Genomic DNA, 26,809 nt, shown 5'->3' with positions numbered 1-26,809 from the left:
GTGGGTCTATCGGTTCCGGACCTCCGAAAGCGTCGCTTCCAGCCGATCGATCAGCTCGGCGTTCCCGACGTGGACCGGCACGCGCTGGTGGATCCCGGTCGCCCCGACGTCCAGCAGCGAGCGGGCACCGTCCGAGGAGCGGCCGCCCGCGCCCTCCACGAGGTACGCGACGGGGTTGCCCTCGAACTGAAGGCGGAGCTTCCCGTCGGGTGCCGACTCCAGCGCCGGGTACGCGAACACGCCGCCGTAGGAGATCACCTGGCTCACGTCCGCGATCATCGCGCCGCCGTAGCGCAGCTTCAGTTCGTCCTCGATCTCGTCGACGTAGGCCGCGAAATCGTCGGGCCAGTCGGGTACCCGTCCGCCGAAGCCGTAGACGGTGGGGTCCTCGGGAAGGTCGATACGTCCCAGGTCCTCGCGGTCGCCCGCCCCGGTGACGAGGTACTCGCGGATCGTCGCCTCCGCGGGCGCGCCGACGCCCGCGACCATCGTCGTGACCGGTCCGTACAGGACGAACCCGGCGGCGACGAGGTCCCGACCCGAGGCCGGGAGCGGGGCGTCGTACACCGCGATCACGGTCCCCATCGGATTGTTCGACTCCAAGTTCGAGGAGCCGTCGAGCGGGTCGACCGCGACCGACACGGCGCCGTCGCCGGTGTCGACGGCCGACTCCCGCTCCTCGCTGGCGTACGTGCCGACGCCGTCGATATCGCCCACCGTCCCTTCCAGCAGCTCGTCGGCGTACACGTCGGCCGCCAGCACGTCCTCGCCCGAGGGGTTCTCGTCGTCGAGATAGCGGCGCCGCCCCGGCAGTCCCGCGCGGATCTCCGGGGCCACGGCAGCGGCGGCCTCCAGCACCGCCTCCGCGACGGCGGTCGGGTCGTCGGTGTCGCCGGCGCGGTCGGGGTCAGTGGTGTCTGCGCGGTCGGAACCGCCGTCTGAGCCGCCCATCAGTCGTCGGCGACGGCGGGGGTCGAGGTGTGTTCGAGCGCCTCGTCGACGGACGCCTCCTCGAAGATAACCGCCTCCAGCGCGTCGAGGATCTCTTCGGGGTTCTCCCGCTGGAACACGTTGCGACCGACGGCGAGGCCGTTCGCGCCGCCGTCGATCGCGCCGGCGACAGTCTCGAGGAACGCGCGGTCGTCGGCCTTCGACCCGCCGGACATCACCACCTTGGTCGGGCCAGCCATCCGCGCGGCCTCGGCCATCGCCTCCGGCGACCCGGGGTATTTCACCTTCGCGATGTCGGCGCCGAGTTCGAGCCCGAGGCGCGCCGCGTACGCGATCGTCCCCGGACTGGTGTCGTTCTTCAGTCCCTGCCCGCGCGGGTACGACCACATGACGACGCCCAGGTCGTGCTCGCGGGCCGCCTCCTGTGCGTCGCGGAACTCCTCGGCCATCTCAACCTCGTGATTCGAGCCGCCGTACAGGGTGAAGCCGATCGCGTCGGCGCCCAACTCGGCGGCGTACTCGACCGACCAGTTCACCGCGGAGTCGGGCTCGCCCATCCAGAGGTTGGAGGTGCCGTTGAGTTTCGCCAGCAACGACACGTCGGCGGCGTAGCTCGGGTAGTACGCCTCCGCGACGCCCTTTCCGACCGCCAGCGCCGTCACCGCGTCGTGGGTCGCCAGATCGAACACCCGCTCGGGGTCGGCCGTTTCCGGATTCGGCTGAAAGTCCACGGGACCGTGTTCGATACCGTGGTCGTACGCGAGAATGAGCGCTTTACCGTCCCGGGTGATGGCCGCGTCCGCGTCGGGGAGCATACGTAACTGCGCCACGGCATCGATGATAAATCAAATGGTGTACGCGAACTGATATTTACTCGATCGCGAGTATCGCCTTCGGTCGATCAGTCGACGTGTTCGGCGGCCGCGTCGCGAAGGTCGACCACGCGAGCGGCGTCGCGATCGAGGGCCTCGGCGACCGCCTCGGGATCGGCGACCGCAAGCGCGCGGGCGGAGATGATGCCCGCCTCCGCGAGGTCGGCCGCGTCTCCGTCACTCACTCCCTCGACGTCCACGACCGGGGTGGGGCGGGACCGCTCACGCCACGCGGACTCCGCGGCGACCGGGTCGCCCGAGCCGTCGGTTTTCGTCCCCGACGCGTCGCCGCGAGCGGAGGCGGCGACCCACGCCCGCTCGGCGGCCGCGTCGTCGCCGAGCGACTCGCCGTCCGGCGCCCCGTCATCCGGTTGGTCGGCGCCGTCGACCTCGTCGCCGTCGGTGTCGCCCCAGTCGTCACTGGTTCCCTCGTCCACGTCGCCGGTCCCGCCGCCGTCGTCCGCCTGCCAGTCGCCCGAGGAGGCGGCGACCCACGCCCGTTCGTCGTCGCCGAGCCCGCGGACCTGCGTCGACCGGCGGGCGAGATCCTCGCCCTCGGACTCGAACGACCAGGCCAGCGAGTGCTCCCGCCGGATGCGCGCGGCGACGCCCGGGTTCACCCCCGCGTCGATCAGCATCCGGTAGGAAACCGCCTTGTCGCGAACGTCCGCCGCGTCGAACGGCGCGTCCACGATGACGGCGGCCGTCGCCGGGCCCACGAATTTCAACTCCCTGACGTTCTCATCCCCCACACCTGGTCACCTATCGAACCGGTCGAACCCGGAGGATTTAATCTTTCTGCGCGGGTTCTCACGAGCGGATAATTCCCGCCGTCGCTCCGCTACGCTTACGGTGGGTGACGGGACATCACTTCCCATGCGCGAACTCTCGGAAATCCGGACGGTGGGCGTCGTCGGCGCGGGGACGATGGGCAACGGCATCGCCCAGGTCGCCGCGACGGCCGGATACGACGTAGTGATGCGCGATATCGAACAGCGGTTCGTCGACAACGGGCTGGAGGCGATCGAGTCGTCGCTGTCGCGCCTCGACGCGAAGGGAGAACTCGACGACTCGCCCGGGGCGATCTACGACCGGATCGCGGGAACGACCGATCTCGGCGACCTCGCGGACGCCGACCTCGTCGTCGAGGCCGCTCTGGAGGATATGGAGGTGAAGCAAGACATCTTCGAGGATCTCGAAGCCGTGACCGACGACGACGTCGTGCTCGGGACGAACACCTCCACCCTCTCTATCACGACGATCGCCTCGGCGACCGACCGCGAGGACCTCGTCGTCGGCCTCCACTTCATGAACCCGGTCCCGATCATGACCGGCGTCGAGGTCGTCACCGGCGAGAAGACCGCCGGCGAGGCGACGGATCTGGCGCACGCGTTCGCCGAAGATCTGGGCAAGGAGACGTGGGAAAGCGACGACAAGCCCGGATTCGTCACCAACCGCGTGCTCATGCCGTGGATCAATGAGGGCATCCGCGCGTACGACGAGGGCGTCGCCTCCAAGGAGGACATGGACAAGGGGATGAAACTCGGGACGAACGTCCCGATGGGCCCGCTGGAACTCGCCGATCACATCGGTCTCGACATCTGCCTCGACGCCAGCGAGACGCTCCACGAGGAGCTCGGCGATCGGTACAAGCCGGCGTACCTCCTCAAACGCAAGGTCGCAGCCGGCGACCTCGGGAAGAAGACCGGCGAGGGATTCTACGAGTACGAGTGACGCGGGCCGATCGTCCGCGCCGCTCGACGGGTCGGGGGAGGGGCATTCGGAACGACTAACCACCCGCCCGCCCGTTCGGCGGGTATGAAGGCCACCGCGACGGCCCACCCCATCCAGGGCCTCGTGAAGTACCACGGGATGCGCGACGCCGAGCGACGCCTCCCGTACCACGACTCGATCAGTCTCTGTACGGCCCCCTCGCGGACGACGACGACCGTCGAGTGGGAGCCGGACGCGTCGCCGACCGACGACGAGTTCCGGATCGACGGGGAGGTCGTCGACGGTCGCGGCGCCGAGCGCATCGAGATGGTCGCCGACCACGTCCGCGCGCTCGCGGATCTCGACGCTGCCGTCCGCGTCGAATCGGAGAACTCGTTCCCGTCGAACGTCGGCTTCGGCTCCTCCTCCTCAGGATTCGCGGCGCTGGCGACGTCGCTGGTGGAGGCCGCCGGCCTCGACATGACCCGACCCGAGATCTCGACGATCGCGCGCCGCGGCTCGTCGTCGGCCGCTCGCGCCGTCACCGGCGCCTACTCCGTGCTGTACGCCGGGATGAACGACGAGGACTGCCGCGCCGAGCGCCTCGACGTGGGTGTCGGTCCGGACGGCTTCGACCCCGAGGAGGACCTCCGCGTGGTGACTGCGCTCGTTCCCTCGTACAAGGAGACCGAGGAGGCCCACCGCGAGGCGGAGGCGAGCCACATGTTCGACGCGCGGATGGCCCACGTTCACGAGCAGCTTCAGCGGATGCGCGACCGCCTCCGCGTCGGAGAGTTCTCTGGGATCTTCGAGATCGCGGAGCACGACTCGCTGTCGCTGACGGCGACGACGATGACCGGCCCCGCCGGCTGGGTGTACTGGCAGCCCGAAACCATCGCCGTGTTCAACGCCGTCCGGGAACTCCGGGAGGAGGAGGAGATTCCGGTGTACTTCTCGACGGACACCGGCGCGAGCGTCTACGTCAACACGCCGACCGAGCACGCCGAGCGCGTCGAAGAGCGCGTCGCCGAGGTCGGCGTCGAAACCGATATCTGGGAGGTCGGCGGTCCGGCGCGCGTACTCGGGGAGTCGAAGTCTCTGTTCTGACTCGGAAGTGCCGCTCCGTGTTTCGACGGGAGCGGACACAGGTTCGGCCGACACGGAGCCGTCGCTGTGTCCTGGGCTGACAGGCGGCGCAGTTGCGTCCCGGAGCGCCGACGATCTCTCGGCCGACTCCGTCACCCGCGAGCGGTGCGCCGCACACCCGCTCGTCGCCCGCGGGCCGTCCTCACGTCATGGGCGTGCTGGTCCCGGCTCCGTAGTTGAACGTTCGGACGACCCCGCCGGGTCTTCGACGCCCGTCACGCCCTTACCCACGTGCCCCATACGGTGGCCCGTATGCATGTCGTCGTTCTCGGCGCCGGCTACGCCGGCGTCGCCCTGACCAGAAGGCTCGAATCCGGACTTCCGCCGGAGGTGGATATCACGCTCGTCAACGAGAGGGCGGACCACGTGCTCGTCCACGAGACCCACCGCGCGATCCGCCGGCCGGCGGTCGCGGAGGCGATCTCGGTACCCCTCGACGACCTGCTCGACCGTGCCGAACTAGTCGTCGACCGCGTCGTCGACGTGGACCCCGACGCGGGCCGAGCCGAACTGGCCGACGGCGACGCGATCGAGTGGGACTACGGCGCCCTGTGTCTCGGTTCGGAGACCGCGTACTACGGGATCGAGGGGCTGCGCGAGCACGCGACGCCGCTGAAGTCGCTCGACGACGCCGCGGCGATCCGGGAGCAGTTCTCGGAGCTGGTCGACGACGGCGGGCGCGTCGTGGTCGGCGGCGCCGGCCTGTCGGGCGTGCAGGTCGCCGGCGAACTCGCCGCGCTGGCCCGCGAGGAAGGCGCCGAGGTGCCCGACGACGTGGAGATCGCGCTGGTCGAGCAGCTGGACGAAGTGGCCCCGAACTTCCCCGCGGGCTTCAGTCGGGCCGTCCACGAACAGCTTGAGGCGTGCGGCGTCGACGTCGAGACGGACACCGCCGTCGAACGAGTGTTCGACGACCGGATCGCCACCGACGGCGGTGACCTCCGCTACGACCAGTTTGTCTGGACCGGCGGCATCGCCGGCGACGACGCGGTCGAGGGCGACCGTCCTGTCGTGCGGGCCGACCTCCGACTCACTGACCGCACGTTCGCGCTGGGCGACGCCGCCCGCGTCGTCGACGCGGACGGCGAACCGGTCCCCGCCTCCGCGTCCGCGGCGATCCGCGAGGCCAAGACGGCCGCCGAGAACGTCGGCCGGCTGGTCGACCACGAGCTGTCGGCCTCCCCGGACGACTTCGCTCCCCGGCTCGCGACGTACCGCTTCGAGGTGCCCGGGTGGCTCGTCTCCGTCGGGGACCGTGCGGTGGCGCAGCTGGGGCCGACGGTGCTCACCGGCACGGCGGCGAGGGCGTCGAAGGCGGGCGTCGGCGCCGGCTATCTCACGTCCGTTGGCGCCGTCCGCAAGGCTGTCGAGCTGGCCGAGGCGGAACTCCGATAACGAGAATCGAACGATCGTCCACCGTTCTCCCTTGTACACCTAGAACTGATGCGTTGAATATGCAGCTAACGCTTACATCAAACCGTGTCGTTCGATAGCGTATGCCATCATCAGGTATCGATCCGTACAGCGCGTCCGAGGGCGTGTTCGAGTGTCTCGGCTGCGGCGCGCGGACCCGAACGGACAGCCATCCCGGGACGTGCCCGGAGTGTGACGGCACCGTCCAAAACATCGCCGTCAGTCGGGAGTGAGCGGCGGGCCCGACCCCGGTAGCGACGCGGCTCGCGAACGCCGGGAGCGCGACGCTTAACCGGTTCGCGCCGTTATTCTCGTCGATGACCGACACGCCGCGAGCGACGGGGATGGACGCCTTCGCGGCGCTTGGCGACGAGGTCCGGTCGGCGCTCTCCGAGCGCGGGTTTACGACGCCCACGGCGCCACAGCGGCGGGCGATCCCGCCGCTGGCGGATGGGAAGGACGCCCTTGTCATCGCACCGACGGGGACCGGCAAGACCGAGACGGCGATGTTGCCGGTGTTGTCGGCGCTCGCGGGGACGCGTCCGGAGGGCCTCGGCGCCCTGTACGTGACGCCGCTGCGGGCGCTCAACCGGGACATGCGCGAGCGGTTGGAGTGGTGGGGCGAGTACCTCGACCTCGACGTGCAGGTGCGCCACGGCGACACCACCGACTACCAGCGCAGCAAGCAGGCGAACGACCCCCCGGACGTGCTGGTGACGACGCCGGAGACGCTGCAGGCGATGTTGACCGGTGAGAAACTCCGTGCGGCCCTCTCGGACGTGGACCACGTCGTCGTCGACGAGGTCCACGAGTTGGCGGCCTCGAAACGCGGGGCCCAGTTGACTGTCGGGTTAGAGCGCGTGCGCCGGCTCGCCGGCGACTTCCAGCGCATCGGTCTCTCCGCGACGGTCGGCGACCCGGAGGAGGTCGGGAAGTTCCTCACCGGCGACCGCGGCTGTGAGATCGTCGAAGTCGACGTGGGGAGCAAGGTGGAGTTCGACGTGGTCTCCCCGGAGGTGACGGCGGAGGACGAACGCCTCGCCGGGAAGCTCGCGACCGATCCGGACATCGCCAGCCACGTCCGGCTGATCCGCGACATCGTCCGCGAGCACGAGTCGGTCCTGATATTCGTGAACACCCGGCAGACCGCGGAGGCGCTGGGATCGCGGTTCAAGACGCTCGGCGAGCCGATCGGCGTCCACCACGGGTCGCTGTCGAAGGACGCCCGGATCGAAGTCGAGGACGGGTTCAAAGCCGGCGATGTCGACGGGCTCGTCTGTACCTCCTCGATGGAGCTGGGGATCGACGTGGGGAGGGTGGATCACGTCGTACAGTACAACTCCCCGCGCGAGGTCGCGCGCCTGCTCCAGCGGGTCGGCCGCGCGGGTCACCGCCGCGACGAGGTGAGCCGCGGCACCGTCGTCACCGACAGCCCCGACGACACGATGGAGGCGCTGGCGATCGCCCGGCGGGCCGTCGAGGGCGACGTGGAGGAGTCGGGCATCCACCACGGCAGCCTCGACACGCTCGCCAACCAGATCGTCGGCCTGCTGATGGACATGGGCGAGGTCGACGCCCGCGAGGCGTACGATCTGATCACGCGGGCGTATCCCTTCCGCGATCTCCCCGAGGAGACGTTCCGCGAGGTCGCCCGGGAGCTGTCCGGGAACCGGCTGCTGTGGATCGACGAGGAGCGCGACGTGCTGGAGACCTCCGGCGGCACCTGGCAGTACTACTACCGGAACCTCTCGATGATCCCCGACGAGGAGACGTACGACGTGTACGACATCTCCTCGCGCCGCCAGATCGGCACGCTCGACGAGCGCTTCGTCGTCAACTTCGCCCAGCCCGGCGAGGCGTTCATTCAGGGCGGGGAGCTGTGGCGGATCAACGACATCGACGAGGAGGAGTCGGAGGTGAACGTCGCGCCCATCGAGGACCCCGCCGGCGAGGTGCCCTCCTGGACCGGGCAGGAGATCCCGGTCCCCCGCGCCGTCGCCGCGGAGGTCGGGGAGATGCGCGGCGTCGCCGAGCCGCAGTTCGCCGGCGGCGCCGACGCCGACGCGGTCGCCCGCGAGTTCGCGGGCCGGTACCCCGCCGGCGCGGAGACGATCCGCGTGGGGCTCGAGACGGTCGGCCGCCACGTCGAGGCGGGCCACCCGATGCCGACGGATTCGCGCATCGTCGTCGAGGGCAGGGGGCGGTCGATCGCCGTCAACGCCGCCTTCGGCCACGAGGTGAACCGCACGCTCGGGCGCCTCCTCTCGGCGCTCGTCGGCCAGCGGACCGGCTCGTCGGTCGGGATGGAAGCGGACCCCTACCGCATCGAGTTGGAAGTGCCCAACGGCGTGACACCGGGGACGGTTATCCAGGTGCTGGAGGAGACCGACGCCGAACACGTCGAAGCCCTCCTCGAACTCGCCTTGAAGCATTCGGACACGCTCAAGTTCACGCTCGCGCACGTCGCCGCGAAGTTCGGCGCGCTGAAGCGGTATCAGGGGAACAAACGGTTCGGCGGCGACCGACTCATGGCGGCGCTGGAGGACACGCCCGTCTTCGACGAGGCCGTCAGGGAGGTGTTCCACACCGAACTCGCAGTCGAGGAGACGGCCGAGCTGCTCGCCGATATCCACGCCGGCGAGGTCGATGTCGTCGCCGCCCGCGAACGCACGCCGCTGGGGACCGACGGCCGCTCCTCGGGCCGGGAGTTCCTCGTCCCCGAGAACGCCGACGCCTCCGTGATCGAGACGATCCGGGATCGAATTATGGACGACCACGTGATCCAGCTCTGTGTCCACTGCGGCGAGTGGACCCAGCGGACGAAGGTGCGCCGCGTCCGCGACAGCCCGGAGTGTCCCGAGTGCGGATCCACCCGCATCGCGGCGCTGAACCCGTGGGCCGACGAGGTCGTCCAGGCCGTCCAGGCGAGCGAGAAGGACGAGGAGCAGAGGCAGCTCACCCGGAAGGCGAACCGCTCGGCCAATCTCGTGCAGGCGCACGGGAAGCAGGCGGTGATCGCGCTGGCGGCCCGCGGGGTGGGGCCGCACAACGCCGCGCGGATCATCGGGAAGCTTCGGGAGGACGAGGACGACTTCTACCGAGACATCCTGCAACAGGAGCGGCAGTACGCGCGGACGAAGAGCTTCTGGGAGTGACCGTGGCGGGCCGACTCTCCGGGTTCGCCGGCGCCGTCGTCAGTCCTCGCCCTCCCACTCCTCTAGCGTCGAGGAGACGGCGTTGGCGAGGTGGTTGAAGTCACGCAGCTCCATCCCGTCACTGGTGACGAGCACGCCCTTGTCGCGACCGTCGATGCGGACGGCGTAGCCGTTCTCGAACACACGTAGGGTGTAGCGGTACCCGCCCAGCTCCGTGCCTGAGTAGCCGTCGCTGGCCATCGCGAAGTCCTGCCGCTCGGTGCCGATGAACGCCATCAGGTCGGCGTCCTGCTCCAGGTCGTCGCGCAGATACAGCTGCTCGTGGTCAGTCCGCGAGAAGTACGTCACCGAGCGGGCGTTGTCGCCGACGGTCGTCCGGCACGTCGAGACGAGTCGATCCGCGGCCTCGTCGGGGAGCAGTTGGGACATACCACCCGACTGCCGGCCGCGTCGGTAGTCGGTGTGGTAGCTGCCATCCTTGCCGGTTTCTTCGCTCCCCGAACCGGTGGGAGGGTCGGCCACCCGCTATGTGTCGCGGTACCCGATATCACACATCGTTTTCCTGACCGCTCCCGTCGGGGCCGGTATGACGACCGCCGACTCCGGGGGCGACGACGCCCGCACCGACGGAACGGACCCGTTCGGCCGCGCGATCCGCGAGTTCGCACGCGACGAGCGGACGGAGCCGCTGTGGTGTGTGGACGGGAACGAGCGCCTCGATCACCCCATCGAGCGGTTCTACTTCGCCGAGCGCGACGCGTCGGTGTACGAGACGCTCGGTTCCGACGGGCTGGCGACGCCGCTGCTCGATCTGGGTGCGGGGGCCGGACGCGACGTACTCCGGTTTCAGGAACGCTACGAGGGGGAGGTGGTGGGGCTGGAGTCGTCCGCGAACCTCGTCGCGACGATGCGCGAGCGCGGCGTCGACTCGGCGGTTCGAGGCGACATGTTCGCGCTGCGCGAGCAGTTCGACCGGGACCGCTTCCGGGCCGTCTACGCCCACGGAACCCAACTCGGACTGGCCCGGCCGCCACACCGCCTCCGCGAGTTTCTGGCGGATATGGCGGTCGTGACGACCGACGACGCCGTCGCCGTCCTCGACAACTACGACCCCGACGCCGACGGCGTCCGCGACCTCCTCGGGTGGCGACCCGACCCCACGCCGGGCATGGGCTACCGCGTGATGCACTTCGAGTACGAGGGGGACGTGGGCGACACCCTGCTGTTCCGGCCGTTCGCGCCCGACGTACTCCGGGAGGCGTGCGTCGGCTCGGAGTGGTCGGTCGCCACGGTGCGGTACACGAACGACCACCACTACGAGGCGGTGTTGCGGAAGGGCTGACTCTTCGGGATCGCTCAGTCTCCGTCGTCGCGCTCGGCGGCGCCCCAGTCGTCCAGCGGGTCGCCGCCGAGGACGAAGTCCGTCCCCTCGTGTTCCGTGACGACGACGTACACCGTTCGTTCGGGGACGCCGAATCGATCGCCGAGTTCGGCGGTCAGGCGGCGGGCGAGCGCGTGGCGCTGCTCGACGGTCCGCCCGACACGGACGTCCGCGTTCACGAGCGCGACCGGATCCTCGGGATCTGCGCCGCCCAACTGCGGGTCGCTCTCGACGACCGACACGCCCACGTGGTCGGTTCCGGTGTCCATGACCTCGGCGTACGTCTCGGCGACCCAGTCGGCGAACGACGCGCGCTCGGCGTCGGTGACGGCGACGGAGAGATCGAATCGAAGGTGTGGCACGAGTGAACGATCCGCGTACGACGGATAGCTGTGTCGGCGGCGGCGGGAGCCTCAGGTCGACCGCTCCGCGACGACGGTCCCGCTCGCGTCGCGCAGGATCACCGTCTCGCCGTCGTTGTTCAGCGTCGGTCGACCCCGACCCCAGTACAGGTCGGTCTCGGTGTCCTCGCCGCTGCCGACGTGGAGCGTCAGCGACGCGCCCGCCGCCAGCGTTACGCCGGCGGGGAATTCGTAGGTGAAGCCCGCCTCGTCCGACAGCGTCCATCCCGTGAGGTCGACCGCCTCGTCCCCGCGGTTCGTGAGGACGACGTACTCGTCGTTGAGGTTCTCGCCGTCGGCGCCCTCGGCGTCGGCGTGGATCCGCGAGACGACGACGCCGTCGCCGGTCTGCGTTGCGGTCACCGTCGCGGTGGCGGTCGTCTCGTCGTCGCCGGCTGGACCGGGCGTGCCGTTCCGACAGGACCACAGTCCGCGACTCCCCGCCATCGCGCGCTCCTCCGCGGCGTAGAACGTGTCGCCGCGCTCGAACGAGGAGTCGTACACGCGGGCGAGGCCCCGGTCGATCAGCGCGTAGTTGAACGAGCCGCCGTCGTGGTGGACGTACACGAGCAGCCGATCGTAGTACCCGCGGCGTGGTTCGTTCGAGTCGAACGCGAGCGTCACCTCCTCGCCGAGGAGTCGGTTCCTCGCGTAGGCGCTGGCGCGGTCGCCGTACTCGCGCAGACACGACCGGCCGGCGTCCGTGTCCGGGACGCCCTCGAACTCGTCCGGGGAGTTCTCGCCGTACACCTCTGGCGTGTCGACACCGAGGAGGCGTGCGGTGTCCGTCGTGCCGTTCTCGTACTCGAACCGGAACGTGTCGCCGTCGACGATCTCGACGACCGTGACGCGAGGGCCGTTCGCCGGAGGCGAGGCGGTGACCGGCGTTCCGCCCGATCCGGGAGGCACCGTCTCCGTCGCGTCGGCGCTCCCGGCCGTCGACGGGCCGGCCGGCTCGGCGGCACAGCCCGCGACCACGAGCAGGAGGCAACACGCGAGCGCGGCGAGACCGCGGGTGGACATACTCGACACGTCGGGGGGCACGTCGAAAGGCGTTCTGGAGCGACCGGGGGAATCGGGCGGGGCGAGCGCGAACCGGCCTATCGAGCGCGCTCGTAGACGACGAAGTCGAAGCCGTCGCGCTCGTCGCGCTCGAGTTCCCGCCACTCGTCGGGGTCGAACTCGGGAAACGTGGTGTCGCCCTCGTACGACTCGTGAACTTCCGTCAACACCAGCTCGTCGGCGAGCGGGAGGAACTGCTCGTAGACGTCGCCGCCGCCGGCGACGTAGACCCTGTCGACGCCCCGCTCGGCGGCGTCGCCGCGGGCGGCCGCGAGCGCCTCCTCGACGGAGTCGGCGACGATCACGTCGTCCGAGAGGTCCGGGCTCGACCGCGAGAGGACGACGTTCGTTCGGTCCGGGAGCGGCCCCCCGACGTCGCTCGCGATCGACTCGTACGTCCGGCGTCCCATGATCACCGGGTGGCCGGTCGTGGTCTCCTTGAAGTGACGCATGTCGGTCGGGAAGTGCCACGGCATCCCGCCGTCGGCACCGATGACGCCGTTGGCTGCGACGGCGGCGATGAGTGAGACGCGAACGTCGGCGTCCTCGTCGCCGTCGCCGTCAGTATCGCCATCGCTCGGCGGGGATCTGTCGTCGTCGTCCATCACTCGGCGACCGCGAACTCGATGCCCGGCGCGGGGTCGTAGTCGAGCAGCTCGATGTCGTCGAACGTCAGGTCGTCGAGGGGCTTGTCGGCGACGCGCAGCGTCGGCTTCTCGCGCGGCTCGCGGCCCAACTGCCGCAGCAGCCCCGGCACGTGGTCCTTCTTCTCGTCGCCGTCGGCCTCCGCCGGCGCGGTCCCCTCGACCCAGTCGGCCAGTTCCCGATACGCCTCGCTCGACTCCGCGGCGGCGACGCGCCCGGCGAGTTCCTCGCGGTTCCGCCCGTACCAGTCGCCGCGGTCCTCAGTCCCGCAGTAGACGTGCGCGTCGACGACGCTGTGGGCGAACGTTCCGGGCTCGAAGCCGGTGCGCCGAGCGACGGCCGTGAGGAGGATCGAGTAGGCGGCGATGTTGAACGGGATGCCGAGCGCCAGGTCGCCCGAGCGCTGGGTGAGATGGAGGTTCAGGCGGTCGCCCTGGACGTTGAACACGAAGGTGTAGTGACACGGCGGGAGCGTCGAGACGGTCGCGTTCGCGGGGTGCCACGCGTTCACGACGATCCGCCGGGAGTTCGGGTTCTCGCGGAGGGTGTCGAGGACGTACGCGAGCTGGTCGAAGGTGCGCTCGTCGTCGTTCATCCACCGGTGGGTCTCGTCGGGCCACGTTTCGCCCTCCAGCCCCTCTTCCGGAACGGGGTAGCGACGCCAGAAGCGACCGTAGGCGGTGTCGAGGCGCCCCTCATCGTCTGCCCACGCGTCCCAGATGCCGGTCTTCTCGCGAAGGTCGCGGACGTGCTCCTCGCCCGAAAGATACCAGAGAAGTTCGTGGATCAGCGAGTTCCAGCGGAAGCCAGACAGGTCCTTCGTCGTGAGCAGGGGGAAGCCGTCCGCGAGGTCGGCCTCGTAGTGCGCCGAGAACGAGGAGAGCGTGTCGACGCCGGTCCGGTTCGGCTTGTAGGCGCCGTCCCGGAGTACGTCCTCCACGGTCGAGAGGTACTGCTGCATACGCGAGAGGGGCGGCCGGGTCGCCGTAAACGTACCGAAGGTGGCGACCGACGGCGGACGCGGACCGCTACAGATCGCAGTCGAGACACCAGAACGCCCCCCGGAGACGGCCGTGTCGCTCCGGTCCGATCCCTGGTACCTCGCCGAGTTCGTCCATGTCGCAGTACGGCCGGTTCCGCTGGATCCGCTCGAACAGCGTCGGTCCGAATCCCTCCAGCGCCGTGACGCGCTCGGGCGGGACGACGTTCACTTCGGTCCACAGCTCCTCCCACTTCGGGTCGCCCTCGAACACCGTGTCCGCCTCCAACGCCAGCTCGTGCGCCTCCTCGACGCCGTACCCCTCGGCGCGGAACCGGATCTCGCTCAGCTCGTGGTGGAGGAGGTACCGCTCGTAGGGGCGGTACAGCTCGCTCACCCACACCTCGTTCAGCGGCACGCCCTCGCGCCGCGCGGCCGGCGGCGCGATCACCTCGCCCTCGTACTCGACGTTGTAGAACGCGTTGTAGCGGGCCATCTCCTCGTGCGGCCTGTACACGATCTCGTACCCTCGTTCCTCCATCTCCGCGCGCGGGTCGGGGACCGCCGACGCGTCCGTCGACATGGCCGAGCGGTGACCTCGGGCGCAACTATCGGTTTCGCTTCCGGGCCGCCGCCACCGACGCGACGGCGCCGAACGCGAACCCCCAAGACCCGTGCCGCCGAACGCACGTCCATGATCCACAACCTCGCCGCCGGCGTGCAGGCGTTCACGAGCAACGCGTTCCTCGTGTCCGGCCCCGCGAGCGCCGATTCCTCGGCGACCACCGACGACGGCGACGCGGGCCGACGCGTCCTCGTCGACACCGGCTCGAACTTCGACGTCCTCCCGCTCGTCCGCGAGCGCGTCGACGGCCTCGACGCGGTCGTCCTCACCCACACCCACCACGACCACGTCGGCAACGTCGAGGCCGTGTGCGACGCCTTCGGCGTCGAGACGTGGGGCTTCGATACGAGCCAGCCCTCGGTCGACAACGAGATCCCCGACGGCGGAAGCGTCGACTTGGGTCTCGGCAGCTACGAGGCGCTGCACACGCCCGGTCACAAGAACGACCACCTCTGTCTGTACGACGGGGACGCGGGCGTCCTGTTCGCCGGCGACCTGATCTTCCAGAACGGCGGCTTCGGCCGGACGGATCTGGAGGAGGGCGACCGAGATGCACTGATCCGCAGTATCGACCGCGTTCGCGACCGCGTCGACGGTGACGGCCTCCGAGAGCTACACGTCGGCCACGGGCCCAGCGTGCTGGACTCGCCGTTCGATCACGTGGAACTCGCCGGGCGAGCGGCGCGAACGCGGTAGCGGGGCGACCGGACGCAGCGCAGCCGTCAGCGGCCCCGGGCTGTCAGTCGCGCTATCGATCCCGCGCCGCCGCCAGCAACTCGCCGTACGCCTCGCGGTACGCCGACGCGACGGCGTCGGGGTCGCCTCGTTCTTCGCCGGTCAGCGGGCGCAGGTCGTGTGTCGAGAGCGGATCGAGCATCGCGGTCACGCGGTCGACGTGGACCTCAAGCGTCCCCTCGTCGCGGTCGCCGGTCGCGGTCTCGCGCGCGAGCGCCCAGCGGTCGCCGTCGTACACGCGACACCGACCGGGGTCGACGACGGCGACCGCGTCGAACTCGACCTCGCGAAGCGGCATCGCCACGTCCCCGTACGACTCCACGAGCGCGACACCCGACTCCCCGGCCGCGCGAACGTCCTCCGCGAGGCGGTCGAGCGCGGGGAGGTGGAGCTCGCGCATCGCGTCGTTGACCGCCCGGATCGAGTCGACGCGACGGGCGCCCCCGAGCGGGAGATCATCGCGGAGTCGGGACGGGACCTCGGCGGTTCCGTTCACCACCCACTCGTCGCCGTCGGCGGTCCGGACGCGGTCGACGAGGAACGTCCGACCGGACTCGCCGAGCAGCCCGGTCTCGCCCGACGTCGGTCGCCAGAGGCGGTGGATCGGGTTCCGCCGCTCGTGGGTCGCGTCGCCCTCGGCGGCCCGGAGCAGTCGGTCGATGTCTTTCCCGTACAGCCGGCCGTCGTCCGCCGCGAGGCGAACGTCGTCGTGGTCGAACCACCGGTCGTTGCCGGCGCGGGGCTTGAACACGGCGGGTCGCGAGCCGTCGTCGCGGAGCCGCGCGGCGAGCCCGACCGCGAACGTCGTCTTGCCCGCGTCGACGGGGTCGCCCCCGGCGACGAGGAGCTTCACGCTCCGTCCGCGGACGCGTCGTCCGGGTGCTCGGAGTCGTCGCTGTCGGCCGAGTCGCCGGCGCCGTCGAGGTCCTCCGGCCGGCGCACGCCGTAGTAGCCGGGCTCGTCGTCCCCGCGCGGCTCCGCGACGACGAGCTCCTCCGCGTTCGTCATGACCCACGGGATCGCCCAGTCGAGCAGCACCTCCTCGGTCCCCTCGTCGATCTCGGCGTCCGGCTCCAGCCCCTGCAGGAGCCGCGCGATCTCGTAGACGGTGTACATCCGGTCCGGCTCGAACAGCTCCGCGGGCGTGTAGAAGTCGCACGGGTACAGCCCCGGGAACTCCGATTTCTCGATCGGCATACCCGTCGGTAGTTCGCGGCGTCGCTAAAGGGCGACGGGTCGGGAGCGGTCGCGATCGCCGGCGGTTACGTCGGGAGGTCGGCCTCGGTCCCGCACTCGGGACACACGAACCCCATGCCGTCGTCGTCCGGAACCGCCGCAAGCGCCTCGTGCCCGCATTCGCGGCACTCGACCGGCACACGAACCTCCGTCGAGTCCGCCGGCGCGCCGAGCGCGAGCGCGTCGACGGCCTCATCGCCCTCGTTGCTCCCGGTCTGGTACTCGCCGGGCGCGAACCGGACCGCCTCCCCCTCGCCGACCTCGACGGTGCCGTCCTCCGTCTCGAACGTCGCGGCCCCCGAGAGGATCACGAACACCTCCTCCTGATCGAGGTGGGTGTGCAGCCCGCCGGAGAACCCCTCGCCCGGCTCGAGCCGGTAGTGGTTGATCGCCATGTCCTCGGTCCCGAGCGCGTCGGTGAGGCGTCGCATCTCCACGTCGTTGCCGAAGCCGCCGGTCTCGACCTCGTCGATCTCGATGTGCTCCATCGATCGGCGCCTCGGTCGGTGGCGATATGAATCGTCCGGCGGCGGAACCTCCGTGCGGCCCGTTCTCGACCCCGACTCCCTACCTCGAGTACTCGGCCGTCAACGATTCGTATATCGCCTCGATCTCGGCGGTCCCGGCGTCAACGGTGCCGCCATGGTAGCAGTGGACCGTTTCCGCGTCCAACCCCGCGAGGCGTCCGACCGATCGAGTCGCCTCGGCCATGTCGGGCGTGAAGTGCTCCGCCGGGCCGATCAATTCCCCGTTCTCGCCGCGGAGCGCGTCGGCCGCGAGCAGCAGTTCGGCCTCGGGGAGGTGAAACGCCAGATGACCGGGCGCGTGGCCGGGCGTGAACACCGCCCGCATCGGCCCGGCCTTCGTCCGGAACGTCACGCCGTCCTGTAGCTCCACGTCGATCGGAACCGGCTCGTAGCGGTTGCCGTCGGGGTCGCTCTTGACCGGGAACTCCCGGCCGTCGACGTACGGCGCCGCCGCCTCGTGCGCGTACACGACGGGGTCGGCCGCACGCTCGCGCGCCGACGCCAGACAGCCCGCATGGTCGCCGTCGTGGTGCGTGAGGACGATCCCACGAACGTCAGCCAGGTCGAGCCCGTGCTCCGACAGCGCCGCCGCCAACTGATCGGTCTGTCCCGGGAGCCCGGCGTCGATCAGCAGCGGTCCCCTCGGCGTCTCGACGGCCACTGGATGGAACGCGGCCGTTCCCTCCTCTCGCTCCATCGTCAACTCCAGCGCGTACACGCCCTCGGCGAGTTCCATGGCCTCCGTGTGTGTCGCAAGCATCCTAACTGTGGGTGTCGAGAGTACTGATGGCGCACACTGCAAGCGATCGGGACGGTTCGCCGGCGTGCTGGTGGGCTCTTGCGGCGCCGCGGCTACCGGGCGTGGCGTCGAAAGAACGCGGGTGTCCGGCTCGGATCCCTCCGGATCCGTTCGTCGTCGCCGGCTTACTCGAAGAGCTGGACGGCCTGCTGGTAGCGGGTGGCGGGCTCGTCCCAGTCGACGACCTCGAAGAACGCGGAGACGAAGTCGCCGCGGGCGGGGCCGTAGTCGTAGTAGTAGGAGTGCTCCCACACGTCCAGCGCGAGGATCGGATGGCCGCCCCAGATCGCGCCCTGGTCGTGTTTGTCGACCACGACGTTGCGGAGCTGGTTCGAGAACGTGTCGTACACGAGCAGCGCCCAGCCGGAGGCGTTGCCCGCCGCGGCCTCGAACTCGCCTTTCCACGCCTCATACGAGCCGAAGTCCTCGGCGATGCGGTCGGCGAGCGCGCCCGAGGGCTCGTCGCCGCCCTCGGGACTCATGTTCTGCCAGAACAGGTCGTGCAGAATGTGGCCCGACGAGTTGTGCGTCACGTCGCGAATGGCACCGGCCGAGGACGAGAAGTCGCCCTCCTCGCGATTCGCTTCGAGCGTCTCCTCCGCAGAGTTCCAACCGTTGACGTACCCCTGATGATGGGTGTCGTGATGCCACGTCAGCACCTGCTCGGAAATGTGCGGTTCCAGTGCGTCGTAGTCGTACGGCAACGGATCGAGTTCGTAGCTCATGTGCGGTTCATTGTACGGCCGTCCGGCAAAAGAGCGTTCCCTGAATCCGCTTTACGTAGCGATCCCGACAGGAATCGCGAGCCGCTCACAGCACGTACGGACCACGCTGGCGGATCGGCTCGTCGTGCGGCTCGCCGGCGACGCAGACCACGCGGAACCCGGCGTCGTCACCGTCGGACGGGGACTGCGAATCGTGGGGGGCGAACTCGACCGATCGACCGCCGTCGACCGGAAGTACGTCACCCGCGTCGATCCGGTCCCCGTCGGCCGTTCCGGCGCCCGCGACGCCGAAGGCGAAGCCGGTCCAGCCGTCCGGGACCGTCCAGGTCCACGCGTCGTCGACGCGGGCGTCGAGATACTCCATCGGCGTGTGGAGTTCGAGCGGAGACCCGTCGCCGACGACGGTCGTCACGGTCGCGCCGTCCTCGGTCGCGGTCGGGAGATCCGCGGCGGCGGCGTCAGCGTAGTCGGCCTCGATCTCCTTCCGTTCGCGCGGGAGGTTCACCCACAACTGAAGCCCGTTGCAGGCGGCCCCGTCGGCGGGGAACTCCGAGTGACGGATGCCGCCGCCGGTCGTAATCTGCATCGCGTCGCCCTCGCGGGCGGTGTGTGACACACCGAGAGAGTCCTCGTGTTCCATCCCCCCGTCGAGCATGTACGAGACGATCTCGAACCCGCGGTGGGGATGCATGGGGAACCCCGTGTCAGGGTCGATGTAGAACCGCTCGAACAGGACGAACGGGTCGCGGTGGGACGGGTGTGTCTCGGTTGGGAACGCGCGCGTCGAGTTCACGCCCGTTCCGTGACGAACCTGTCCGCCGGGGATCGGCTCGTCGCGATCGGATCCCTCTGGGTCGGTCATCGACTGGTCGCCTCCATGGCGACACCGAGTCGACCGACGGGGATAACGCCCGCGTCGCCGGAAGCTCGCCGCCGGCCGGCGGCGACGGGCGCGGTGAAACCGAGCGCGGGCCGACCCTCAGATCCGCGGATCGGTATCGGCAGCGTCCTCCAGCGAACGGTTGTGCAACGCGTCGCCGCTGGCGGCGTCGAACAGGTGAACCGCGTCCGACGGGAACCGCGCGACGACGGACTCGCCGGCGTCGATGCGGCGCATGCCGCCGACGGTCGCGACGAACGTGTCCGTCGCGTCCCCGCCGAAGCCGAGGTAGACGGCGTTCTCGTTGCCCATCGGCTCGACGACGTCGACCACCGTGGCGAACTCGTCGCCGTCGGTCGCCCGGTCGTCGGCCGTGACCTCGATATCCTCCGGGCGGATACCGAGGGTCACGCCGTCGGCGCCCTCGACCGCCTCGCGCATGTCGGCCGTCAGCGGGTACTCGAAGCGGTCCGTGACCAGCCGGTCGCCCTCCACGGTCGCCTCGAAGAAGTTCATCGCCGGCTCGCCGATGAACCCCGCGACGAAGTGGTTCGCCGGGCGGTGGTAACACTCCAGCGGCGTGCCGACCTGTTGGAGCTCGCCGCCGTCGAGGATCGCGATCCGGTCGCCCATCGTCATCGCCTCGGTCTGGTCGTGCGTGACGTAGACGGTCGTCGTGTCCAGGTCGTCCTGGATGCGCTGCAGTTCCGTCCGCATCTGCGAGCGGAGCTTGGCGTCGAGGTTCGACAGCGGCTCGTCCATCAGGAACACCTCCGGTTCACGGACGATCGCCCGGCCGAGCGCGACGCGTTGCTGTTGCCCGCCGGACAGCTCCGACGGCTTCCGGTCGAGCAGTTCCGGGATGTCGAGCATGTCGGCCGCGTTCCCGACGCGCTCGTCGATCTCCGCGTCCGCCATGTCCGTGGACTCCTCCAGCCCGAACGACATGTTCTCCCGGGTGGTCATGTGCGGGTACAGCGCGTACGACTGGAACACCATCGCGATGTCCCGGTCTTGCGGCTTCTGGCCGACGATGGACCGGCCGCCGAGACGGATGTCGCCGCTGGTGACCGTCTCCAGCCCGGCAACCATCCGTAGCGTCGTCGATTTCCCGCAGCCTGACGGGCCGACGAGCACGAGGAACTCCCCGTCCTCGATGTCGACCGTCACGTCGTCGACGGCGACGATATCCGAGCCGTCGTCGTCCGTGAACACCTTTCGTACGTCCTCGAGTTCGAGTTGTGCCATTGTCAGAGTCCCCCACGTGACCCGCGAGTGCGGGTCGATCGGTCGTGATCGGTCGATCCGACGGCACACGCCGTCGGTGTTGCGGTCGGCGCGTCGTACGCGTTCGCGACTCGCACCGCTCGATTCGAGGCCTCCCTGCGGTCGGCCTCGCGGTTCTCACGGCTCCCGCCGGTCGCCGCTCGCTTCGAGGGCTCACTGCTGTCGGCCCCCGCATTGCTCGCGGCTCCCGTCGGTCGCCGCTCGCTTCGAGGCACTCGCTTCGCTCGTGCCTCGCACTTCTCACGGCTCACTGCGTTCGCCGTTCGCTTCGAGGGCTCACTGCGTTCGCCCTCGCCCGTCTCGCGGGTCGCTTCACTCCCCGCTCGATTCGAGGACTCGCTTCGCTCGTCCTCGCACTTCACGTGGCCACCCCCTCGGCGAACTCCTCGCCGAACATGATGTACACGATGAGCGTCGGCAGCGCGGCGATGAACGCCCCGGCCATCCGGAGCGCGAAGTCCTGTCCCTCCATCGACTCCCCGAGGCCCGCGAGGATGAGCACGACCGGGGCGGCCGGACTCGACTCGGTGGACACGAGGATGAGCGCGAACAGCAGGTCGTTCCAGATCTGTGTGAACTGGTAGATGAGCACGACCGCGAACATCGGCGTCGAGATCGGGAAGACGATCCGGCGGTACGTCCGGCGGAACGTCGCGCCGTCGAGGCGCGCCGCCTCGATCATCTCCTCGCTCACGTTCCGGTAGTACGACCGGAACAGCACCATACAGATCGGGATGCCGTACGCGACGTGAGTGATCGTCAACTCGACGAGCCCGGTGTACGCCTCCGGCACGCCCAGCACCCACAGTGGCGTGAGCAGTTCCTGCAGCGGCATCGCGCCCCAGAACTGCGACAGCGGGACGAGAACGGCCTGATACGGGATGAAGATCCCGGCGACGAGCATGGTCAACACCGGCGCCTTGTACCGGGCCCGCCAGTCGGCCTGCGTCAGCCCGTAGGCGGCGAAGCTCCCGAGCAGCGCCGAGAGGATCGTCGCGGGCACCGCGTACAGCGCGCTGTTGACCATCCCACGACCGAGCGCCGCCAGTGCGGTCTGCCACTTCTCAAGCGTGAAGAACCGCGGCGGCGGCGGCGCGAACGGCAGGGTCGACGAGATCCCCTCCGGATTCGTCTTGAACGCCGTGACCAGTCCCGACTCAATGGGCGTCAGGAAGAAGGCGGTCATCGCGAGGATCGTGACGTACAGCGCGACGCGGTAGCCGTCGACCCCCGCGAGGTCGTCGCGGAGGCGGTCGGCGATGCCGTCGGTTCGGCCGGTCGAGTCCGTCGAGTCGGATCCGTCGAGTGGTTCGTCGCTCATAGGTTCCCCTGTTTGTACTCGTAATACAGGTACGGGCCGATGATCGACAGCGCCATCAGGAACAGGATGATCGCGATCGCCGACGCGTACGCCCAGTTGTTCGTGCTGTACGCCTCACGCACCATCTTGGTCGCGAGGATGTCCGCCCCGTTGGGCGGCCGGTAGCCGCTGACCAGCGAGTACAGGAAGTCGAACGCCTTCAGCGCGAACACCATCAGGACGATGGCGGCGCTGATCGTCGACCCCTTCAGCTGCGGGAGGATGACCCGCCAGTACATCTTCAGCGTCGATGCGCCGTCGACGCGGGCGGCCTCGTAGTGTTCGGTCGGGATCGCGCGCAGTCCCGCGAGGTACACGACCATCGTGTACCCGGAGAACTGCCACACGAGCGCGAACACCACCGCCCACAGGACGAGCGAGGAGTTCCCGATCCAGCTGATCGGGCCGATCCCGGCCGTGCCGAGGACGATATTGACGACGCCGTTGTTGTAGTTGTACATCCACAGCCAGAACTGCGCCGTCACGACGAACGAGAGGCTCATCGGCAGCAGGTAGATGGTGCGGAACGTGTTCTCGAACCGGATGTTCCGGTCGATGAGGATCGCGAGCACCATCCCGAAGGCGAGCGCGACGGCGGTGAACGCGACGACCAACAGGAACGTGTTGACCGTCGCGTCGATGACCCCCGAGTCGTTGGCCGCCCGGACGTACATCTCGAAGTCGAGGTCCGAGTAGTCCGGGCCGATGAACCCCTCGTAGTCGGTCAGCGAGATGACGAAGTTCCACGCGATGGCGCCGTAGACGAACAGCCCGACCAGCAGGAACGGCGGCAGCCAGAACGGCGCCGACTCGGTGAAGTCGTCGCCGAACCGGTCGTTGAGCCGTTCGGCGATTCCGTCGCCGCTGGCGGCAGTTCCGCCGTCGGTCACGACCGCGGCGCCGTCGAGGGCTGGGTCGCCGTCGTCGCTCGCGACGGTGTCGTCTTCCCCGCCGTCGCCCGCGTCGCCACTCGTCCGGGTCGCGTGGGCTGCGCGCCGGAGTCGTTGTCGAACGCTCGAAAGAATGTCGCGCATGAGAACGCGGTCAGTTGGAGACGGCGTCGACGAAGCCCTGCGTGGCGGCGTCGACGTTGTACGGCCCGGAGAACTCGCTGGAGATCACGTCGTTCAGCGTGGACCGCTGTTCGGCCGTGATACCCAGACCGTGCTGGATGTTCGGCGGGCGCTCGTCGGCGTCCGCGAAGTCCTCGGCCGTCTGCTGCAGGTACGGACCGAAATCGGACATGTCGACGTCGGTCCGGGTCGGGATCGAGCCCTTGTACTGGTTGAACGCGACCTGCGCGGTCTCGCCGCCCACGAACTCCAGCCACGTCCGCGTGTTCTCGGGGCTCGGGTTGTTCGACGGGAAGAGGAACGAGTCGAAGTGGAGGGTGTACATCCCCTCGGTGCCGGGGAACGTCTTGAAGCCCCAGTCGGACTCGTACTCGAAGTCCTCGGCGTTGCGGTACGCGCCCGCCGCCCAGTTGCCCTGGTGGATGAACGCGGCCTCGCCCTGAATGATGTTCTGGTTGGACTCGGTCAGGCCGATCGAGGCGGCGTCGTCGTTGATGTAGTTCTCGAGGATCGTCGCGAGCGACTCGAAGGCGCTCCGAACGGCGTCTTCCGAGGGGTTGCCCTCGACGAAGTTCATGTACTCGTCGTAGCCGGCCGAGCCCAACAGCGTGACGCCGAACAGCTGCGTCGTCGTCCACGTGCCGCTGGCGCCGTGGGTCATCGGGGTCTTGTCCGTCTCGCTGGCGACCGTCTCCAGCGCGTCGACGAGCGCGGAGACGCTGTTCAGCGAGGACGGGTCGACGCCCGCCTCCTCGACGACCGAGGTGTTGTAGAACAGACAGTTCAGGCGGTGCGAGCCGAGCGGGACCGCGCGGAACGCGCCGTTGTACTGGTGCAGGTCGACGGCCTCCTGCACGTGGCTGTCGGCGAATCCGGCCTCCTCCCAGAGGTCGGAGATGTCGCCGAGCACGCCCTCGTAGCGGCCCAGGTTGGGGCCCGGCCAGTTCGCGAACGTGCTGGGCGGGTTGTCGTTTTGCAGCCGGTTAGCGACAACCGCGTCGAGGTTCTGGTTGCCGCCCCCGCCGATGGGGTTCATCTCCAGTTCCGTGTCCGGATACTCCTCGTTGAACGCTTCTTCGAGCGCTTCGGCGGCCGTCGCGCCGTCGCCGCCGGTCCAGGCATGCAGGGCTTCGACGGGGGCGTCGCCGCCACCGCCACCCGAGCAGCCCGCCAGTCCGACCATGCCGGCCGCCCCGAGGGCGCCGGCGCCTTTCACTACGTCTCGTCGGTTGAGTTCCGTGTTCTTCATTATCGTTCCTCCATCCGTGGAGTTACCCTATCGTATCCGTAGCGCCCACTTAAGACTTGTCGATATTTACTCCGCTATGAATGAAAATCTGGTACAACGGCCGTTGTACCTTCCAAACGTGGACAGTTTGCGTTCCGCGAGGCGACGAGGGTGCGTCAGCGTCCCTCGGGTGGAGCGTCGTGCTCGCCCGGTTCAGGAATCGGCTCGTCGGTTCCCCCGAGAGCGTTCAACAGCGTGACCGCCTCCGGCTTCGAGAGCGGTTCGTTCGCGTTGCCGCAGTGGGGCGACTGGACGCACGCGGGACAGCCGTCGGCGCAGTCGCAGCCGGCGATCAGCCGCGCCGTGCGCGCGAGCAGGCGGTCGGCGTCGCGGTACGACGCACGCGTCAGCCCCACGCCGCCCGGATGACCGTCGTAGATGAACACGGTCGCCTGCTCGGTGTGCGGGTGAAACGGAGTCGAGACCCCGCCGATGTCCGCGCGGTCGCACAGGAGGTCCAGCGGCATGAGCGAGATGGAGCCGTGCTCGGCGGCGTGGATGCCGCCGTTGAAGCCCGCATCGCCCCGCCCGGCCTCGGCCGCGCGTTCGCGCATCTCTCCCTCCACGTCCGCCGGGACCGTGTAGTACAGCGCCTGCGTCCGCAGCGTCGTCTCCGGGAGATCCAGCGCCTCAGAGCCGATCGGCTCGCCCGTGGACCCGTCCTTGCGCTCGAAGCCCGTGATCTGCTCGGTGACGGTCACGTCGGCGAAGCGGATCTCGGTGTCCTCGCGCGCGTCGAGCGGACGGGCGCGGAGGTCCTCGTTCACGACGACGTCCTTGTCGGTCAGGACGCGGGTGTAGTAGTCCGCCCACGTCGGTCGCAGGCGGGCTACGTCGCGGTCGAGGTCGAGCTCGTCCACCTCGTACGTCTGCCCCTGATGGTGGTAGACCGCGCCCGGGTGGGCGTCGCGCAGGGCGTCAGCGAACGACAGCGACGCGATCGTGTCGTCGGTCCGGGCGTCCATGAGGTCGATCTCGCGGTCGTCGATCGTCCGGAGGCTCATCGAGTGCTGGGCGCTCCCCGGGCCGTCGTACGTCCAGCGAACGCCGCGGGCGGTGTCCATCCGTTCGAGCGTGCCGTCGGCCTCCAGGGACTCGACCACCGACGCGAAGCCGTCGCCGAAGTGGGACTCGTCCTCGGGGCGGAGCCAGTTCTCGTCGGCCGCGCTGGCGACGTGGCCCGGCAGCAACTCGCCGTTCTCGGGGTCGACCATCGCCCGCTCGGGGTCGCCATCGAACAGGTCGTCGGGGTTCGCCATGAGGTACTGGTCGAGTTGGTCCTCCCCGCCGACCATGACGACGAGCGCGTCGTCGGTGCCCCGTCCGGCGCGGCCCGCCTGCTGGAACGCCGACATCCGGGTGCCGGGGTAGCCGTCGAGGATCACCGCGTCGAGGCCGCCCACGTCGACGCCGAGCTCGAGCGCGTTCGTCGACCACACGCCGGCCACGTCCCCAGAGTGGAGCCCGGATTCGATCTCTCGGCGACGCTCGTCCGTCAGGCTCGCCTGATACGCCTCGATCCGTCCCGCAGCCTCGTGTGCACCCCGCTGGCGCAACTCCTTCGCGGAGTCGCTCGCGTACCGCTCGGCGGTCTGGCGGGCGCGCGTGAACACGAGCGTCTGGTACCCCTCCTGCACGAGGTCACAGAAGATCCGCTTCGTCTCGGTGTGGCTCGACCGCCGCCGCCCGGACTGCTGGTCCGCCTGCCGGCCCTCGTACTCCGGCGGGTTCCACAGCAGCCAGTGGCGCGGACCACGAGCGGACGCGTCCGCGTCGACGAGCGTGAAGTTCGACTCGGGTCGTGCGGTCACCCGCGCGGCGTGCTCGACGGGGTTGCCGATGGTCGCCGAACAGCAGACGAACTGCGGGTCGGCGCCGTACCGCTCGCAGATCCGGTTCAGCCGCCGCATCACGAGCGCGACGTGGCTGCCGAAGACGCCGCGGTAGCCGTGCACCTCGTCGATGACCACCGTCTCCAGCGACCCGAAGAACCACTCCCAGTGCTTGTACGCCCACGGGAGCAGCCCGTAGTGGAGCATGTCGGGGTTCGAGAGGAGGACCGTCGGCTGCCGGTCGCGTACGTCGCGCTTCTCCGATTTCGACAGGCGACCGGTGTACTGGTCGACGGAGACGCGCGATCCGAAGCCGAGTCCGTGCGCCAGATCCGAGAGCGTCTCCTCCTGATCGGCGATGAGCGCGTTCTGCGGCGCGAGATACAGCGTTCGGCCGCCGTGGTCCATCGCCCGCTCGAAGGCGGGCACGGTGTACGCGAGCGACTTGCCGCTGGCGGTGCGCGTCGCGAGCACCACGTCGTCGCCGTCGCGGACCGCCTCGACGGCCCGCGCCTGATGCTCGTACAGCGACTCGATCCCCTCGTCGGCGAGGGCGCTCGCGAGCCGCGGCTCCAGGTCGACGTCGGCGACGGACGCCTCGCGGCCGGGGAGCGTCCGGCGGTCGGCGATCTGCCCCTCGTAATAGGGTCGGGAACGGAGCCACTCGACGGTGTCGTCCACAGTGATCGTGCGTGGTGGCTGGCGCGCTTACCGGTTGCGGTCG

The 26,809-nt window shown here is 69.5% G+C and carries 27 protein-coding genes; 7 read left to right on the top strand and 20 right to left on the bottom strand.

Annotated features, from left to right (window positions below):
* Positions 1–6 precede the first annotated feature (6 nt).
* The 3 genes from K6T25_RS11915 to K6T25_RS11905 form a co-directional block, all read right to left on the bottom strand.
* Positions 7–951, bottom strand: a complete 945-nt coding sequence (locus K6T25_RS11915; RefSeq protein WP_222914362.1) for a class 1 fructose-bisphosphatase — start codon at positions 949–951, stop codon at positions 7–9.
* A complete protein-coding gene (locus K6T25_RS11910; protein ID WP_222914360.1) occupies positions 951–1,766 on the bottom strand; it encodes a class I fructose-bisphosphate aldolase in 816 nt (271 codons plus the stop codon). The genes K6T25_RS11915 and K6T25_RS11910 overlap by 1 nt, the downstream gene beginning before the upstream one ends.
* An 86-nt stretch (positions 1,767–1,852) precedes the next feature.
* Complete coding sequence (locus K6T25_RS11905; protein ID WP_222914359.1) at positions 1,853–2,542, bottom strand: DUF7409 domain-containing protein; 690 nt, start codon at positions 2,540–2,542, stop codon at positions 1,853–1,855.
* Between the two features lie 157 nt (positions 2,543–2,699).
* Between K6T25_RS11905 and K6T25_RS11900 the strand changes: the two genes are divergently transcribed.
* The 5 genes from K6T25_RS11900 to K6T25_RS11880 all read left to right on the top strand — a co-directional run bounded on the left by K6T25_RS11900 (position 2,700) and on the right by K6T25_RS11880 (position 9,250).
* Complete coding sequence (locus tag K6T25_RS11900; protein ID WP_222914357.1) at positions 2,700–3,557, top strand: 3-hydroxyacyl-CoA dehydrogenase family protein; 858 nt, start codon at positions 2,700–2,702, stop codon at positions 3,555–3,557.
* 84 nt (positions 3,558–3,641) lie between these two features.
* Complete coding sequence (gene mvaD / locus K6T25_RS11895) at positions 3,642–4,643, top strand: phosphomevalonate decarboxylase MvaD (protein ID WP_222914355.1); 1,002 nt, start codon at positions 3,642–3,644, stop codon at positions 4,641–4,643.
* A 291-nt stretch (positions 4,644–4,934) separates the two neighbouring features.
* Positions 4,935–6,077, top strand: a complete 1,143-nt coding sequence (locus K6T25_RS11890; protein ID WP_222914352.1) for an NAD(P)/FAD-dependent oxidoreductase — start codon at positions 4,935–4,937, stop codon at positions 6,075–6,077.
* 101 nt (positions 6,078–6,178) lie between these two features.
* A complete protein-coding gene (locus K6T25_RS11885) occupies positions 6,179–6,328 on the top strand; it encodes a rubrerythrin-like domain-containing protein (RefSeq protein ID WP_222914350.1) in 150 nt (49 codons plus the stop codon).
* An 84-nt stretch (positions 6,329–6,412) separates the two neighbouring features.
* Positions 6,413–9,250 (top strand): DEAD/DEAH box helicase, encoded by a 2,838-nt coding sequence (locus K6T25_RS11880; RefSeq protein WP_225917740.1) that lies wholly within the window; start codon positions 6,413–6,415, stop codon positions 9,248–9,250.
* Positions 9,251–9,289: 39 nt separating this feature from the next.
* Here K6T25_RS11880 and K6T25_RS11875 read toward each other — a convergent pair whose 3' ends face one another.
* Positions 9,290–9,679: a DUF7522 family protein gene (locus K6T25_RS11875; protein ID WP_222914348.1), complete on the bottom strand. Its 390-nt coding sequence runs from the start codon at positions 9,677–9,679 to the stop codon at positions 9,290–9,292.
* Between the two features lie 157 nt (positions 9,680–9,836).
* On the opposite strand from K6T25_RS11875, the gene K6T25_RS11870 reads away from it, so the two are divergent.
* On the top strand, positions 9,837–10,592 hold the full coding sequence (locus K6T25_RS11870) for a class I SAM-dependent methyltransferase (RefSeq protein WP_222914345.1): 756 nt from the start codon (positions 9,837–9,839) through the stop codon (positions 10,590–10,592).
* A gap of 14 nt (positions 10,593–10,606) precedes the next feature.
* Here the strand turns inward: K6T25_RS11870 and K6T25_RS11865 are convergent, their stop codons facing one another.
* The 5 genes from K6T25_RS11865 to K6T25_RS11845 form a co-directional block, all read right to left on the bottom strand.
* Positions 10,607–10,993: a tautomerase family protein gene (locus tag K6T25_RS11865; RefSeq protein ID WP_222914343.1), complete on the bottom strand. Its 387-nt coding sequence runs from the start codon at positions 10,991–10,993 to the stop codon at positions 10,607–10,609.
* Between the two features lie 51 nt (positions 10,994–11,044).
* Positions 11,045–12,055: a lamin tail domain-containing protein gene (locus K6T25_RS11860; protein ID WP_222914341.1), complete on the bottom strand. Its 1,011-nt coding sequence runs from the start codon at positions 12,053–12,055 to the stop codon at positions 11,045–11,047.
* 77 nt (positions 12,056–12,132) lie between these two features.
* Complete coding sequence (locus tag K6T25_RS11855; protein ID WP_222914339.1) at positions 12,133–12,699, bottom strand: dihydrofolate reductase; 567 nt, start codon at positions 12,697–12,699, stop codon at positions 12,133–12,135.
* Positions 12,699–13,700 (bottom strand): thymidylate synthase, encoded by a 1,002-nt coding sequence (gene thyA / locus K6T25_RS11850; RefSeq protein WP_222914337.1) that lies wholly within the window; start codon positions 13,698–13,700, stop codon positions 12,699–12,701. The genes K6T25_RS11855 and thyA overlap by 1 nt, the downstream gene beginning before the upstream one ends.
* Positions 13,701–13,767: 67 nt before the next feature.
* Positions 13,768–14,301 carry a helix-hairpin-helix domain-containing protein gene (locus tag K6T25_RS11845; protein WP_222914334.1) on the bottom strand — a complete coding sequence of 178 codons (534 nt, stop codon included), beginning with the start codon at positions 14,299–14,301 and terminating at the stop codon, positions 13,768–13,770.
* Between the two features lie 111 nt (positions 14,302–14,412).
* On the opposite strand from K6T25_RS11845, the gene K6T25_RS11840 reads away from it, so the two are divergent.
* Complete coding sequence (locus K6T25_RS11840; RefSeq protein WP_222914332.1) at positions 14,413–15,039, top strand: MBL fold metallo-hydrolase; 627 nt, start codon at positions 14,413–14,415, stop codon at positions 15,037–15,039.
* Positions 15,040–15,091: 52 nt separating this feature from the next.
* Here the strand turns inward: K6T25_RS11840 and K6T25_RS11835 are convergent, their stop codons facing one another.
* The 11 genes from K6T25_RS11835 to K6T25_RS11785 all read right to left on the bottom strand — a co-directional run bounded on the left by K6T25_RS11835 (position 15,092) and on the right by K6T25_RS11785 (position 26,766).
* Positions 15,092–15,931 carry an ATPase gene (locus K6T25_RS11835; RefSeq protein WP_222914330.1) on the bottom strand — a complete coding sequence of 280 codons (840 nt, stop codon included), beginning with the start codon at positions 15,929–15,931 and terminating at the stop codon, positions 15,092–15,094.
* Positions 15,928–16,275 (bottom strand): DUF5827 family protein, encoded by a 348-nt coding sequence (locus K6T25_RS11830; RefSeq protein ID WP_222914328.1) that lies wholly within the window; start codon positions 16,273–16,275, stop codon positions 15,928–15,930. The genes K6T25_RS11835 and K6T25_RS11830 overlap by 4 nt, the downstream gene beginning before the upstream one ends.
* Before the next feature lie 65 nt (positions 16,276–16,340).
* A complete protein-coding gene (locus tag K6T25_RS11825) occupies positions 16,341–16,802 on the bottom strand; it encodes a cupin domain-containing protein (RefSeq protein ID WP_222914326.1) in 462 nt (153 codons plus the stop codon).
* A 79-nt stretch (positions 16,803–16,881) separates the two neighbouring features.
* On the bottom strand, positions 16,882–17,577 hold the full coding sequence (locus K6T25_RS11820; RefSeq protein WP_222914324.1) for an MBL fold metallo-hydrolase: 696 nt from the start codon (positions 17,575–17,577) through the stop codon (positions 16,882–16,884).
* A gap of 188 nt (positions 17,578–17,765) precedes the next feature.
* On the bottom strand, positions 17,766–18,365 hold the full coding sequence (gene sod / locus K6T25_RS11815) for a superoxide dismutase (protein WP_222914322.1): 600 nt from the start codon (positions 18,363–18,365) through the stop codon (positions 17,766–17,768).
* 85 nt (positions 18,366–18,450) lie between these two features.
* On the bottom strand, positions 18,451–19,227 hold the full coding sequence (locus tag K6T25_RS11810) for a pirin family protein (protein ID WP_222914320.1): 777 nt from the start codon (positions 19,225–19,227) through the stop codon (positions 18,451–18,453).
* Between the two features lie 117 nt (positions 19,228–19,344).
* Positions 19,345–20,493 (bottom strand): ABC transporter ATP-binding protein, encoded by a 1,149-nt coding sequence (locus K6T25_RS11805; protein ID WP_222914319.1) that lies wholly within the window; start codon positions 20,491–20,493, stop codon positions 19,345–19,347.
* Between the two features lie 397 nt (positions 20,494–20,890).
* Positions 20,891–21,853, bottom strand: a complete 963-nt coding sequence (locus K6T25_RS11800) for a carbohydrate ABC transporter permease (protein ID WP_222914317.1) — start codon at positions 21,851–21,853, stop codon at positions 20,891–20,893.
* Complete coding sequence (locus K6T25_RS11795; RefSeq protein ID WP_222914315.1) at positions 21,850–22,926, bottom strand: carbohydrate ABC transporter permease; 1,077 nt, start codon at positions 22,924–22,926, stop codon at positions 21,850–21,852. The genes K6T25_RS11800 and K6T25_RS11795 overlap by 4 nt, the downstream gene beginning before the upstream one ends.
* A 10-nt stretch (positions 22,927–22,936) precedes the next feature.
* Positions 22,937–24,214, bottom strand: coding sequence for an ABC transporter substrate-binding protein (locus tag K6T25_RS11790; RefSeq protein WP_222914313.1), 1,278 nt, complete (start codon positions 24,212–24,214; stop codon positions 22,937–22,939).
* Between the two features lie 155 nt (positions 24,215–24,369).
* Entirely contained in the window at positions 24,370–26,766 is a 2,397-nt protein-coding gene (locus K6T25_RS11785; RefSeq protein WP_222914312.1) for a DEAD/DEAH box helicase, read from the bottom strand.
* Positions 26,767–26,809: the final 43 nt, after the last annotated feature.

The organism is Halobaculum rubrum (assembly GCF_019880225.1).
GTDB classification, from domain to species: domain Archaea; phylum Halobacteriota; class Halobacteria; order Halobacteriales; family Haloferacaceae; genus Halobaculum; species Halobaculum rubrum.
The sequence above is the reverse complement of the archived record's forward strand: the minus strand, read 5'-3'. Positions and strand labels throughout refer to the sequence as shown.